This window comes from Candidatus Obscuribacterales bacterium (assembly GCA_036703605.1).
Classification (GTDB): domain Bacteria; phylum Cyanobacteriota; class Cyanobacteriia; order RECH01; family RECH01; genus RECH01.
The window spans coordinates 1-14507 of record DATNRH010000435.1 but is presented as its reverse complement, the minus strand read 5'-3'; the positions used below and the strand labels follow the sequence as shown (position 1 = coordinate 14507).

Annotated in this window: 9 protein-coding genes; 6 read left to right on the top strand and 3 right to left on the bottom strand. The window is 52.7% G+C overall.

Annotated elements, in window-relative coordinates; all coding sequences use genetic code 11:
* The coding region (locus V6D20_09070; protein HEY9815929.1) for a CYTH domain-containing protein at positions 1–448 on the top strand (448 nt) is incomplete at its 5' end.
* 83 nt (positions 449–531) lie between these two features.
* Positions 532–1104, top strand: coding sequence for a DUF1802 family protein (locus V6D20_09065; protein HEY9815928.1), 573 nt, complete (start codon positions 532–534; stop codon positions 1102–1104).
* Between the two features lie 33 nt (positions 1105–1137).
* Here V6D20_09065 and V6D20_09060 read toward each other — a convergent pair whose 3' ends face one another.
* From V6D20_09060 to V6D20_09050, 3 genes are all read right to left on the bottom strand, one after another.
* Entirely contained in the window at positions 1138–3837 is a 2700-nt protein-coding gene (locus V6D20_09060; protein ID HEY9815927.1) for a CHAT domain-containing tetratricopeptide repeat protein, read from the bottom strand.
* A 472-nt stretch (positions 3838–4309) separates the two neighbouring features.
* Positions 4310–5329: a GAF domain-containing protein gene (locus V6D20_09055; GenBank protein HEY9815926.1), complete on the bottom strand. Its 1020-nt coding sequence runs from the start codon at positions 5327–5329 to the stop codon at positions 4310–4312.
* A 24-nt stretch (positions 5330–5353) separates the two neighbouring features.
* Positions 5354–9868, bottom strand: a complete 4515-nt coding sequence (locus tag V6D20_09050; protein HEY9815925.1) for a PAS domain S-box protein — start codon at positions 9866–9868, stop codon at positions 5354–5356.
* Between the two features lie 253 nt (positions 9869–10121).
* Here V6D20_09050 and V6D20_09045 point away from each other — a divergent pair, with 253 nt between their 5' ends.
* The 4 genes from V6D20_09045 to V6D20_09030 form a co-directional block, all read left to right on the top strand.
* A complete protein-coding gene (locus tag V6D20_09045) occupies positions 10122–10379 on the top strand; it encodes a DUF6714 family protein (GenBank protein HEY9815924.1) in 258 nt (85 codons plus the stop codon).
* A gap of 27 nt (positions 10380–10406) precedes the next feature.
* Positions 10407–10649 (top strand): hypothetical protein, encoded by a 243-nt coding sequence (locus tag V6D20_09040; GenBank protein HEY9815923.1) that lies wholly within the window; start codon positions 10407–10409, stop codon positions 10647–10649.
* Positions 10650–10932: 283 nt separating this feature from the next.
* Entirely contained in the window at positions 10933–11415 is a 483-nt protein-coding gene (locus V6D20_09035; protein HEY9815922.1) for a hypothetical protein, read from the top strand.
* A 330-nt stretch (positions 11416–11745) separates the two neighbouring features.
* Positions 11746–14507 (top strand): RecQ family ATP-dependent DNA helicase (locus V6D20_09030; protein ID HEY9815921.1); only part of this gene is annotated, 2762 nt, incomplete at its 3' end.

Sequence of the window (14507 nt, the reverse complement as noted above, 5' to 3'; positions counted from 1 at the left end):
GGTGGGCAACGACTGGCGATCGCTAGGTCAGGGAACAGCCTATCGTCAAGCCTATATCGTGTCAGATCAGGGACGCACCGTACGAGTACGGGTGGCGGGCGATCGCGGTTATCTAACTCTGAAGGGGCCCACCGTGGGGTTGAGTCGGGCAGAATTTGAGTATGAAATTCCCCGTACCGATGCGGATGATATTCTGCGGTTGCTTTGTACATCATCGATGGTTGAAAAAGTACGCTACCGAATTGCGATCGCTGACCTCGTGTGGGAGGTGGATGAATTTGGCGGTGATAATGCAGGTCTAATTCTTGCTGAGGTAGAACTTCACGATGAACATCAGGTGATCGATCTGCCGCCCTGGATTGGTCAAGACGTATCCCGCGATCCGCGCTATTTTAATGCTTATCTGGCTCAACATCCCTTTAGCCAATGGTCAACGTCTGGAGACTAGACGTATCCAGCAATCCGCGCTATTTTAATGCTTATCTGGCTCGACATCCCTCTGGCTAATGGCCAATATCTGGAGACTAGGTGATGACAGTACCTCTTGATCTAACTCCTGCGCTGAAAGAATGGCATGTGGCAGTACAGGCGCTTATCCAGGGCGACACTATTTTGCTCTTGCGCAAGGGCGGCATTCGCGAAACCCAGGGAGAATTCACTATTCCCCATCGGCAGGTGTGGTTATTTCCAACCTACGAGCACCAGAAACCTGCCTTACTGAAGCCTGTGTATGCCCATCAGGTGCAGCCGGTGAAATCGGGATGGCATCCCCACCATGTAACCCTCACAGCCTGGGCCCAGATTACCGATGTTCTGTCCTTACCTAAAGCGATCGCCCTCCAGCCTCTACTGCCGTTTCATATCTGGAACGAAACCTTTGTGACCGATCGCCTGAACTGGAAGCCGCGATCGCCTCTGTTAGGCCTCTTGCTGCGAGTGTATCGATTATCGATGCCTCATACGTTAACCTACGATAGCAGCTATGGTGGTTGTCGATCGTGGATTGAGCTACAAACGTCTCTCTCAACAGAAGGATCAGCAGCCGTTCTGTCCAAGTCCGAGTATCAGCAGCAGGTCGATCGTATTCGAGAGATTGTTTCATAGGTTGAGCCCGACGCGATCGCATCTGAGCCCTGACTAAGGTTGGCTGATGGATGATTGACCCATGAGGGTAAACGCCGCCCAATCGCGAGAACTAGGATAGGTTTCCATCGTAGTTAGCATCGCTTGGCGCAGGGCCTGAGCTGAGTCTGGTGTTTCAGCTAGGTGGCGGTAAAACTCTGTCATCAGTAGGGTCGTAGAATCATCAGGCACTGCCCAAAGTGAAACGAGGACGCTATTGGCTCCAGCCGCCATAAAGGATCGAGATAATCCTAAAACGCCATCGCCCGTAATGCGCCCTCGTCCTGTATCACAGGCGCTCAGCACAACAAGATCTGCAGATAAGCGTAGCTCTAAAATTTCCCCGGCGGTGAGTAAACCATTATCAGTGCTGGATGGGGCAAGGGCGATCGCTCCCGGCAACCCTACCTCGCCTAAATCATCAAGAAGACCGTGGGTCGCTAGATGGATCACCTGTGCCCCGCCCATCTGCTGCACAACTCGCGCTTCAGTGGCTTCTGCACCAAGAAGAGGATCGGCATCTAGAAAAGCGGCAATTTCAATCGCTTCCTGCTCGGCATTGGGCAGCGGCGAGAGGGGCAGCGGCGGTTGTCCAACGCTAGGCATCTGGGGATTGCCGACAATCAGAGACGTTGGGGAAATAGGTCGCGATTGGGTGAGGGCTAGCACCTGAATCGATGGCGCGGTGGTTACTGTATGTCGTTCAATTAGATAACGACCATCTTCATCTTGCAGGGCAGCAAAGGGTAACAGAAACAGAGCGTCGTGGGGAACGATAATAACGTGGCTGGCAGGATCGTCGGGTAAGAATGATGCGATAGGATCAATTAACAAACGATAAAATGACTGTAGTTGTGGATTCTGACGTCGAGAGAGGGCTGTAGAAGATGGCGGCGGCGATTCAACAGGTTGTCTTGACAAGGCGGATTCCGGTAAGTCCGCTGATTCTAAAATGCCACTCCGGGTTTGCTGGACTAGGGATGTCCATTGAGGATCTTGGTTGCCTCGTCCAAGGGCAGCAGCAACCCGCGTCTCTTCTACAGCCGTGTCTAAACTCAGATCGCTGGAATTAAACTGCACCAATTGAAACTGGATATCCCCAGTGGGTTGGACTACCCAAATAGCAAGCTCTGCGGATGAGAGGATAGAATATTGAATGATCGTAGCCTGCTGTTGACGAGCGATCGCTTGTATATCCGATAAACTGGGCGGCGGCACCTGTAGGGAAGCAGCGATCGCAGGCGATTGACGATTCGCCACAAGTTCAATGAATGTCCGGGCTCGCCCCCGCTCCGACATTTCCAGAGCATCATCATAGCGATTGAGGCGAATCAGCGCCCGCTGGAGCAACTGATAGGTGGAAACTTGGGTTTCAAATAATGAAACCTGATCTTCATCCTGCAGCCCCGGACGCATGGACTCCCAAACCTCCACAGCATCCTTCAAATACACCACAGATTGTTCATAGTCTGCTTGATTGAAGTAAAAAGCACCCAGATAATCTAGCGCCAAACCCTGACGGCGCAGATCGCCAGTTTCCACAGCCAACTGCAAGCTTTGCTCGTAATAAGATAATGCCTGGGTGTATTGACCTAGCTGTTCCGCCATTTGCCCTAGATTGCCCAAAGCCATAACCTGTCCATGGCGATCGCCCAAGGCTTGGGATAACTCTAGACTTTGTTGATACGCCTGGATGGCTTGATCATTCTCCTGGAGGTCGGCATAGATATTACCTAAACTATTGAAACCCGTCGCCAAGCGAGGGCGATCGCCTAAGGTTTGCAATTGATCGAGGGCAAGCTGTAACTCTGGCAAGGCCCGATCCATCTGTCCTAGATGACGATAGGCCAGGGCTAGGTTACCTTGGTTGTAGGCCTGTAGGCGTGGATCTCCCAGTTGTTGGGCGATGACCTCAGTTTGTTGATAATAGTCTACAGCTCGCTCAGGATTGCCCAAGTCTAAATAAAGATTACCTAAGCGTTGCAGCACTATTGCCTCGCCTTGTAGGTTGCCCTGTTGTCGCATTAACGTTAAGGTGACTCCATAACGATCTAGGGCTTGGGGATAGCGACCGGTCTCTAGATATGTGTTACCTAAATTACCTTGGCTATTGGCCTGCAAGGATAGATCGCCAATCTCTTCGGCGATCGCTAAACTCGCTTCAAATTCAGCGATCGCTTCATCCATCAGCCCCTGGGCTTTCAGAACAATACCGATTTGATTCAGCAGGTAAGCTTCATCAGCGCGATCACCTCGGGATTGGGCCAGAGGCAGACCGCGACGGAGATAGATTAGGGCTTGCTCGTAGTCTCCATTACGTTCATACAAATATCCCAAATTTCCCAGAGCATAGCTTTGTCCTGAGGAATCTTGAATCTCTTCCGCCAAGGCAAGACTTTCTTGGTAGAACGTAAGCGCAGTATCGGTTTGATAGAGATTCTCATAGGCGCTGCCGAGGTTGGTGAGCAGATAGGCTTCTTGGCGGCGATCGCCCAGTTGTCGATAGAGCGCCAGAGCTTGCTCCCAGGTGGCGATCGCTTCTGTAAACTGGCGATTATTATACTGTCGTCCTCCCAGATCAAACAGTTGACGGGCTTGCGTAGCTAGAGGGGTGGCAACGTCAGCCGGACGGGCTAGGCTGGGTGGGAGAATGAGCAGGCTACCCCATCCCGCTAAGAGTACACTAAGCCCTAAACTCCAATGCGATCGCGCCATGATTAAGATCCAAGCTACATATGAACAATCTACGAACGGGAAACCCCTGTATCTCCCCTGGTTCAACTAGGATAACGTGCCTAAGCGAGATGGAGAAGCCACCCTAGGGTCAGGCATCCAAATCAGGCATGGCTGAATGAGGCTATGCAATCGGAACGTGAGCAAGATGCCCACACTCACACCTCATTTCCAATCACGGTCGTGTGAGCGAGACGCTCACGGTTCCCTAGCGTCAATCATATATTGATTCAGCAATACCGAACAGTCATTGATTGTTGATCCAGGGCGATCGCCATCACCTCGTTTTCAAGGTGGACTTTAATATTAAACCGCTGTTGAAACAGGTCTACATTCGCCACTAACAGCTTGCGTTCGTCTTGGATGACATCACCAACATCATACGGCAGTCTACAACTCACAGAGGCATGGATAAGGTCACCATCAGGGCTTAAAACAACTGATGCTAATGGGCTTAGCAGCTTTGATGTTGGAGGGTTTCGCGTAAATGGAGGTTGGCGATCGCCAACCCCACTTGCTCCGCAACCGTCCGTGCGAGCTGCCGCTTTGCTTCAGATAAGACCTCTGGCTTAGCCGTGCTGAGGTAAAACAACCCCAAGGTTTCACCCTGGGCCATCATGGGAATACAAAGAGATGCGGTAATGGGCGTTGTCTGTCCAGGAATTGTTGCTGGAATATGCTTGCAGCGCGGTCGATCGGTTCCGGCCATCCAATGCTCTCGCCCTCGTCGCAGCCCCCAGCACTCTTGGAGCGAAAAATCAGGCACCGACAACAACACCCCCTCTCCCCACTGCGATATCATTTCCACCCGGTTCAGAGCCTTGAGGATAAAAATACCTCCGGAGCATCCCGGAAACAGAGGGGCAATCAAACTGGCGATCGCTGTGCAGGCTTCTTCAACGGTTAGGCAGGCCTGCAAAAAATTACTGATTTCGCTCAACAGCTTCATTTCCGCATTGCGCTGTTTCAGTTCGTCAATGGTGTTGATTTGGATGGCCAAGAGCTCTTGCTGCGCGATCTGCCCCAAATCGCGCAAGAGTTGTTGGTCTTCGTCTGTTAAAACGCGAGGCACCTGGTCAATGATACAGAGCGTTCCGAGGTTACTGCCATTATTCACCGCGAGGGGAGCCCCGGCATAGAAACGGATTTTGGAGCCGTCGGTCACCAAGGGGTTATCGCGAAAACGCTCATCGAGCAAGGCATCGGGCACGACAAACAACGAGTCGCCCAAAATGGCATGGCCACAAAACGAGAGATCGCGCGGGGTTTCGCAAATGTCTAGCCCTTGACAGGACTTAAACCACTGGCGTTCGGCATCGATCAAGCTCACCAGCGTAATCGGCACGCCGAATAGCCGTTTAGCGATGCGCGTGATGCGATCAAAGCGTTCTTCTGGCTTGGTGTCTAAGATGTGGAGCGATCGCAGGGTGTTGAGCCGGGTCGCTTCGTTTGGAGGGTAGGGGGGGGCTTGCATAGTAAATACCTACTAAAAGATCAATCACAAGGCCATAAGCACCTGGTTGCGGCCCGCTTCTTTTGCCCGGTAGAGTGCTGCATCGGCCATTTTAGTCAGGCTTGAGCTGGTGCTGCCGTGCTGAGGAAAGCAGGCTACCCCCAAGGAGGCCGTAATCGAGTCTATGAGCTGGCTGTTTTGAGATAGCCGCAGTTGGGTAATGGCCACTCGAATGGTTTCGGCCCGAGCGGCGGTTTCGGCCAGGCCTGCCTCTGGCAAGATTAGGGTCATTTCTTCGCCGCCATAGCGACAGGCAATATCTGAATCTCGTACATTATCTTTGAGCAATACGCCGACCAACTTCAGCACAGCATCGCCCATATCGTGGCCGTAGGTGTCGTTAAACCGCTTGAAATGGTCAATGTCGATCATGATCACGCCAATGGAGTGCTGCTTGCGCTGGGCGTGCGCAATCTCCCGGTTGAGGAATTCTTCGAGGTAGCGACGATTATAGAGCCCGGTCAGGGGGTCGCGAATGCTCTGGTGTTTTAGGGTTTCTTGCAGCCTGAGGTTGGCGATCGCCATGCCCACCTGCTCAGCCAGAGTGCGGGCCAACTGCTGCTTAGCCTCCGGCAGCGCCTCTGGGGTTTCGGTGCTGAGGTAAAGCAACCCCAGGGTTTCGCCCTGGGCCATCATAGGAATGCAGAGGGTAGCAGCGATCGCCTCATCCGCTGGAATATGGCTACAGCGCAGGCTTAAGCGGTTTTGTTCGACCCAGTGCATGCGCCCCCGTCGCAGCCCCCAACAGTTGTGGGGTTCAAAATCGGAGCTAGAGTGACAGTGCGATCCCCAGGCGGCAACCTGCTCCAGTCGATTGCGCGATGCGCTGGTGGTAAAAATGCCCCCCGAGCAATGGGGAAACAGGGGTTCGACCAGGTTAATAATGGTATGGCAGGCTTCTTCGACCGTCGAGCAGGCCTGGAGAAAATCGCTGATTTCGCTCAAGACCAGCATTTCGCTGTGGCGCTGGTCAAGCTCACTGATGCGATCGCTAAGCTGCTGATTGGTTTGCTGGAGCGTCATTTCAGATTGTTTGATCGCCGTGATGTCGCGGAATGTCACAGCAAACCCATCGCCTAACTTAACGGCAATATTTTCAAACCAGCAGTCGATGCCGTCGTGATTGTAGTAAAACTGACGCTGCAGCGGCTCGCCCGACTCTACCACCTGCACGTAGAGATCAAATAGCCCGTCTTCCCGATTGCCGGGCAGTTCTTCGAGCAGCCGCTTGCCGATAATATCGCCTACCTGTCTGCCAATAATCTGGCAGGAGGTTGGATTGCTCAGCAGCCATTCAAAGTCAACAATGGTGCCCTGGCCATCGCGTACCGAGCGAAAGGCCATAATGCCATCGAGAGAACTGTTCAAAATACCGCTGAGCTGCATTTCTGAGGTTTGAAGCGCCGTTTGCACCGTCACAGTTTGGGTGATATCTAAATGGCTGCCCACCATCCGCACCGCCATACCTTGCTCATCGTTGAGGTGAATGGCCCGCGACAGAATGTGAACAACCGAACCATCTTTATGGTGAAAGCGCTGGGTGGCCGTAAAGCCCTGGGCTCGACCGCTGTTGTAGTCGTCGATCAGCTGCAGTGCTGTCGTGAGATCGTCTTCAAAAATGAGCGACTTCCACATCTCTGGGCTGTTCTCTAGCTCGTGGTCGGCATAGCCCAGCATGGCTTTCCACTGGGGCGAGAAGTAGATCTCTCCGGTGATTAGATCCCAATCCCAAAACCCTTCTGAGGAGGCTTGCAGCACCAACTGTAGCTGATCGTTGGCCGATTTGAGGTCAAGCTCTGCCTGCTTGCGATCGCTAATATCTGTATGGGTACCGATCATCCGTAGGGGTTTCCCATCGATAGCCCATTCGATCACCTTACCGCGATCTAAAATCCACTTGTAGCTGCCGTCTTTGCAGCGCATCCGGTATTCGATCTGGCAGATGTCAGTCTCGCCGTTAAAGTGCCTTTCGATGTCGGCATAGCATTGGGCTTTGTCGTCAGGATGGATCCGGCTGTCCCACATATCTAAGCTGCTGCCAATTTCAGCATCTGCATACCCGAGCATGGCCTTCCACTGGTGAGTCACAAACAACTGCTTGGTCTGAATATCCCAGTCCCAGACCCCATCTCCAGACCCCTCCAGGGCAAACTGCCAGCGCGCCTCACTGGTCTGGAGGGCTGATTCTGCCTGTTTGCGCTTGGTGATGTTGATGTGGCAGCCAATCATGCGAACGGGGCTGCCGTCGGCAGCCCACTCAATCACCTGTCCTGAACAGGCCACCCATACGGTTGAGCCATCTTTATGGCGGTATCTAACTTCGTTATAGTAGGGAATGTCGCCATGGCTCTGCACATGGTGCTCAAAACAGGCTAAAACGGTGACCAAATCTTCGGGAAAGATCAGCTGTTGCCAGATGTCTGGAGAGTTTTCGAGCTCGTGGTCAGCGTAGCCAAACATGCGTTTAAAGCCGGGGCTAAGATATTCCTGGTTGCCCGCAATATCCCAATCCCAATAGCCCGCCAGAATGATATCTAGGATAGTTTCTAGCAGCTTAAGTTCATAGCTAACGCGCTTAGTCTGGCGCTGCATAGCTTCTATCCGCAGGTGCTCAGCTTCGAGCTGCTTGCGATCGCTAATGTCTTTGACCTGGTACGAAAACTGAGCCCGTCCGCTGCTGGCGGTGCCTAGGTAGGTGACCACGGCCACTAACCAATAGGTGCCAATGGCCGTTACATGCTCATACTCAAACTGCACCGGCTGCCGCTGCGCCTGGCTCTGGCGATAGTGCCGCAGCCATAGCTGGATATGGTCGGGGGGGATCCCAATCGCACTGGCCCACTGATTGTCGAGGTCGGCGGCCTCGATCCCCAAAAACTGAAGCGTCGTTGGGTTGTGAAGCGTATGGAGAATGTCATCCTCAGATAGCTCAACGATGCCCAGCAGCAGCGGTGAGGTTTCATAGAAGATGCGCAGCAGCGTTGTTTGCTCCTGAAGGGCCTGTTCTGCCTGCCGTTGGGCGGTTATATCTCGAAAGATGGCGCGGGTCGCAACGGGTGTGCCTGCCTCACAACGGACATTGATACTGCCTTCTAGCAGAATGTGTTGCCCTGTCTTGCTAACCAAGGTAACTTCGAGTCGTTCTAGCTGGTGCACTGTCCCCGCCTGTAGGCTCTGAAATATGCTTTGGCACTGGGGAAGACAGTCAGACGCCAGCAGATCAAAGATAGTTAACGTCGCGAGGTCGTCGCGTTCGTAGCCCAGGGTGGTGAGCCAGGTGCGGTTGACGTAGAGAAATCGCCCATCTTGTAGCGATACGCTCTGGATCAAGTCGCTGGCGTTGTCAAAGAAATCTTCGAGTTGGTCGTTGCTCTGGCGGAGTTCTAGGACGGCCTGCTGGCGTTCGGATTCGAGGCGATCGCGATCGCGGCGGGCAACCTGCTGCTCACGGATATCGCGAGCAATCTTTGAGGCCCCAATCACCCGACCGGTTTCATCACGGATGGGGGAAATCGTTAGGGCTACATCCACCAGGTAGCCATCTTTGTGCAGTCGCTGGGTTTCGTAGGTCTCGACCTGCTCCCCGCGATGGATACGCTGTAGAATTGCCTCTGCCTCTGCCTGGCGCTCGGACGGAATCAGCAAGGTCACAGGCTGGCCAACCACCTCCGCCGCACGGTAGCCAAAGAGGCGCTCTGCCGCCTGGTTCCAACTGGTGATAACGCCGTCAGGCGTTTTGCCAATAATCGCCTCTTCGGAAGATGCAACAATGGCCGCCAGCCGGAACTGGTCGTTGCGGCTTTGGTGCAAGGCCTCCATCATCGCCTGGTTCTCTGCCACCTGGGCTGCCAACTGCTGGTTGGCCTGTTCTAGCGCCTGGGTGCGGCCGGCCACCTGGGCCTCAAAATTGTCCTTGGCCAACCGCAACTGCGCCACCAGTTCGGCCTGGTGGATAGCGATACCCACGTGTACGGCAATGTGCTGTAGTCCCTCAATTTCTTCGGTCAGCCAAGGGTGAGGAGCGGTGCAGCTATGGGCAATCAGCAGCCCCCACAGCCGCGATTCGCACAGTACCGGAACCACTAAATTGGCCTTAACTGAAAAGCCCGCTAGAAAATCGGCATGGCAGGGGGTAAGGTTTGCGGTGGTGACATCGGCGATCGCCCTTACCAGCCCTTCGTTGTAGGGTTGTAGCCAGCACGCCTCGAAGCAGCTATCATGCACCACCTGATCGAGCAGCGACCACTGGGGGGCAGCGATCGCTTCTACAACCACGCGACCGCTATAGTCAGGGTCAAACTGATAAATCAGCACGCGATCGCAGTCCAGTAGTTGCTGCACCTCATCGACAGCGACTTGCAAGATCGTTGCTAGGTCCAAGGATTGGCGGATCTGAAGGGCGATCGCAGCAACAAGAGAATTCCAATTCAAGGGAGCAGCAGCCTCGACGCTATAGACTTGTGGGGGACTAGAGGGCGATCGTTCTGTAGAGTGAGTCATGCGGTTTTTCCCTGATCAGACGGCAAACATAGAGATGGGTCATGCAAAGTAGATGCCACCGTCACTTTGCACTGTCTTTATTAATCCCCTATTAACCGCAGAAGATGCTCTTGATAGGTGAATCTTGATTGATACATAGCCTATGTGGTTGTAGACATGTTGCTGTAGACATTCTAGCCAAGACAAGCGTTCACCCTGGGCCGATCAAAGGGGTGAAAAAAGGTTTCCATAACAAGTGGCTGTAGATATACGAATGGGCAAACAAGCTTTAACCAAAAGTATGACAGCGATCGCAACCTCACCAGCGCTAATTGAGCAGATTCAACGTGCATTTGCCCATATCAAGCGTCATAACGGCATCACCCTACATCAGGCGATCGCCATGGATGATGACAGATCGAATGAGGAAGTTTTGGCAGCGCGATTACAAGACACCGAACCTCACTGGACAGAAATTTCGCGCGAAACCCTGATCAATTTTGAATCTGCCCTATCGTTTATGGATGAATAGGGAACTCACTACCATTTACCAGTATTTATGATCGCATCTCTTGAAGGACATATAAGCCGCTACATCCCCTTTTTTAAGATCACTCGAATGCTGGGCAGTCTCCGCAACAGCCCGCCGGATAAGGTGATAGCAACCTACAAGTTTGATCAACGGCAAAGCTTGGCGATCGCAGCCTTTCTTCAGCTTGTTGTAGGTGAACAGGGAGAACATGCTGAAAGACAGGCAAAACTGAATCTAGTCCAGGCTTGGGAAATCTATGTACAGGATTAGCATTAAGGCATGGGCGATCTCTAGCCTCACCATTTTTCGTTCGATCATGCAAGACGACGGATCTCAATTTTTCCTACATAAACATTCCCAAAAGAGCCTGACAGATGAATATAGGGCTTGCCATAATGGACGAGGTCAACGTGAAAATGATCACAGATTATTTTCGCTAACAGAACTGTTTCAATGTCTTGAGTAAGGATGAAAAAATAGCGATCGCGACATTTTCTTCTGCGTAGCTACTTCTGTTCTTAATAGTGATTTCTTAATAGTGATTTGATGTTTCATGATAACCATCAACTTTATCGCGCCTGTTCTATCCATGATTTCCTTGTCAACGCTAACCGCGACAGGAGTAACCGCATCCGAATCATGTCCAATTGCTGAAAGCATTTATCGCGATGGTGATGGAAGAGGGTTTCAATTGGTTTTTGGGCCACCAACGCCAGGAGGAATAGACCATGGAACCGCCGTGATCAACCATCACCAACAGGGGCAACTATATCGCTTTAAGGTGTATCAATCGAGTGGTTATGGCTCCGTTCGGCTGGACGATCAAAATACAGGGTATCCAGAGATTGAAGGAGGGTTCTGGATCACGTTTTTTGACCAGAATTTGCAATCAGCTACACCACTTTTCTTAGGAGAAGAAACGGCATCGCCAATGTATGCTGTAATCGCTGACTTGGGCAGTTATGATTACTACAGACGGAGGGGTGAAGAGGTTCTAATCCCAGATGCAATCTGGATTTTCGATCGCTGCCAATAGGCGTTCAACAAAAGCAAAGATCAATGATTTTACAAGTTATATAGAGCCAAATCATGATGCGCTTGGAAAGCCATTTCAGCTAACGGATTCTTATCCTAGTCTGCCCTCTTAGTCCCTACTCTGAAAACTACTGGCTAGGCATTGTCTGATAGCAACATTTACAGGTTGTACAAAACCGTTTAGGCTAGCAGTGAACCTACTTTCCCCCTCAGAAACCCTCAGGTTTTGCAAAAGATTCAAAGCCAGTTTGTCATTGCGGCTTCAGCTCCTGGGTACTATGAACTCTAGAAGCACTATGCCAGCTTCTAGAGTTCTAACGCGGCAATTGGTATGGGTTTGAACGACATCCTAGACAACTATATTTACTTAGATCTGGAGGTAGACCTAAACGGCCAGATCTTCAGCTACGGTCTGCTATCATCTGCCCATACCCTACAGGCCTCTCAAGAGCAAGCGCAGGAGGTTCACAGCCAGCTCATTCACACTCTCCAGGCCCAGAGCATTGTCTGCGGCCATAACTTTCGCCGTTTTGACCAAATTCACCTCACCCGCCAGTGGCCCGAGCTAGACCCTTTACAGATCATTGATACCCTAGAACTCTCGCTGCTGGCCTTTGCCCTAGAGCCCTCCCACCGGCTGCAAAAAGACTACAAACTCAGCGACTACGCCAGCAACGATCCCCTCGAAGATGCCAGAGCCACCCGCCTGCTGCTGGACCAATGCCTGCAACGCCTGAATCAACACCCAGCCACTCTACGACAGCTCTACGCCTGGCTGCTTACCCACGAAGAAACTACCGCAGATGCCGCCTACCGTAGCTTGTTTACGTCCCTAGGCTGGCTCTCTGAAACGCCCCCAGCCCTGAACGATCTGCCGCCCGCCGTTCTCGCGGCTCTCTCTGCCGATGCCCTGGACTACATTTGGGGCATTCTACTGCGCGAGGCTGATTTTGACCGTCGTTTCATCATCGCGGCCCTGCTGGTCTGGAATTTTGAACGCCATCAGCAGCAGTCTAAACAAGCTCCCTCGGCCTGGCTCAACCATCTTCCCCAGTTCCAAGACACTCTCGATCAGCTATTTCCGGTTACGCCAGCGGGGTTTACCTACCAGCCATTTCTAGAAGCCTTTGATATCCATAGCTTTCGAGGCATTCAAGAAGAGGCAGTTCAGGCGATTATCGCCCGACACAACCCGCTGATTGTAATGCCCACAGGGGGTGGTAAATCTCTCTGCTACCAATTACCCGCCCTCATGTACTATCGCTGTCAATGGGGGCTGACGGTGTGCATTTCTCCTCTCCAGGCCTTGATGGAAGACCAAGTGGTAGATCTAGAAGCTAAGGGGCTCAACTTCGCTACGTTTATCAACGGCAACTTACCAGCAGCGGCACGGGCCGAACGGCTAGAATCTCTACGCAATCGCCAAAAAGGCCTGCTCTACATCAGCCCCGAGCAGCTCCGTTCCATCAGCATTCGTAACCTGTTGCAAGAACGTCCGCCTGCCCTTTGGGTGATTGATGAAGCCCACTGCATCAGCCAGTGGGGGCAAGACTTCCGTCCCGACTACCGCTACATTCCCAAGTTCATTCACGATCTCTACACTGCCCTGGGCCGCCCTCTACCCGCTCTGGCTCTGCTAACCGCCACCGCTACCGCTCAGGTGCGCGACGATATCTGCCAGCTTTTTCAGCAGCAGTCACTCACCGTTCACCGCAAAATAGCTGCGGGCGTTCATCGCACTAATCTCAACTACCAAGTGCTTCCGGTCAATGGTAATAAAGACCTGCTGATTGTGGAAGCCGTGCAGCGGGCGCTCGACCAGGGGGGCTGCGCCTTGGTCTACACTGCTCTGCGCCGCGATGCTGAGCGTCTGTCCACCATGCTTCAACGGCACGATATTCAGGCCCAGCACTACCACGGCAAAGTGCCCAAAGAGAAAAAGAGTGAGCTGCTCAATGCCTTTAAGAATGCAGATCTCAATGTGGTGACGGCCACCTGTGCCTTTGGCATGGGCATTAACCGCAAAGATGTGCGAGCTGTCGTTCACAACACTCCTAGCGGCAGCTTAGAAGGCTACATCCAAGAAGCGGGCCGAGCTGGGCGTGATGGTGCCCCCGCCGATTGTGTGCTGCTGTTTGACCCGCAAGATTTAGAAATGCTCTTCTTTTTGAAGAGTCTGAATCATCTGTCCAGCACTGACTTAAGAAATATCTTTACGGCTTTGCGGGGATTGCGCGATCGCACCCGTTCCCGCTCTGGCCCCATCACCGAAGACTGGTTCTGGGTCACCACCAACGAGATCTACCAAACCAGCGACTTGGATGACCGCTTTGCCACCGACGACGACCAGCGAGAAACCAAGATGCGGGTGGCTCTGCACCATCTAGAAGACTTTGGGCTAATCGAGCGGGCCGAAAATCTCTCTACGGTGGTGCAGTTTCATCTGAAGCAGTCTACCCCGGCTCAGTCTTGGCAAACGTTTCTAACCTATAGCCGCCAAAAAGGCTTGAAACAGTTTGAAACCAAGGCTTTTGAGCGGCTGATCTACGGCATGCATTTAGTACAACAGCAGCACCAGCAAGAAGGCGATCGCATATCGTTAGAGCGGCTCAGCGATGAGTCAGGTATTCCCGTGCTGGAGTTGCCCGATCGCATTCGAGAACTGCAACGAGCCGGGGTTTGTACCTCTCAGTTACCACTAACGCTGTTGGTAACAAAAGCCGTCAAAGGTGATGCCAAACTCACCTATGGGCGCTACTGCACCCTAGAAGACCAGCTCCTAAGCTACTTGGCCGATAAGGTAGGCGACAAACCTAGCCATGTGGTTAACCCCCGCAAACTAGCCACCTTTCTAGATGCCGATGGCAGCCAAAAGCTCAGAGATACCAACCTGACCACCCTGCTAGAAGGATGGCAAACCCTGGGCTGGGTCAGCCTAAAACGCCTAAGCGGTGGACTAGTGCAGATCAGCGCTCCTAATACAGACTCTGGACCCCTATCCCAGGTAATCGACTGGCTGCCTCGCCATCAACAGTTCTGCACCAAGCTGCTAGACGCCCTGTATGTCGAAATTGACAATACCTTAGAGAGCAA

Excerpts from the sequence above, each read along its gene's own strand:
- V6D20_09065 (HEY9815928.1), top strand. The coding sequence starts at position 532 with ATGACAGTACCTCTTGATCTAACTCCTGCGCTGAAAGAATGGCATGTG.
- V6D20_09060 (HEY9815927.1), bottom strand. The coding sequence starts at position 3,837 with ATGGCGCGATCGCATTGGAGTTTAGGGCTTAGTGTACTCTTAGCGGGA.
- V6D20_09055 (HEY9815926.1), bottom strand. The coding sequence starts at position 5,329 with ATGCAAGCCCCCCCCTACCCTCCAAACGAAGCGACCCGGCTCAACACC.
- V6D20_09050 (HEY9815925.1), bottom strand. The coding sequence starts at position 9,868 with ATGACTCACTCTACAGAACGATCGCCCTCTAGTCCCCCACAAGTCTAT.
- V6D20_09045 (HEY9815924.1), top strand. The coding sequence starts at position 10,122 with ATGGGCAAACAAGCTTTAACCAAAAGTATGACAGCGATCGCAACCTCA.
- V6D20_09040 (HEY9815923.1), top strand. The coding sequence starts at position 10,407 with ATGATCGCATCTCTTGAAGGACATATAAGCCGCTACATCCCCTTTTTT.
- V6D20_09035 (HEY9815922.1), top strand. The coding sequence starts at position 10,933 with ATGATAACCATCAACTTTATCGCGCCTGTTCTATCCATGATTTCCTTG.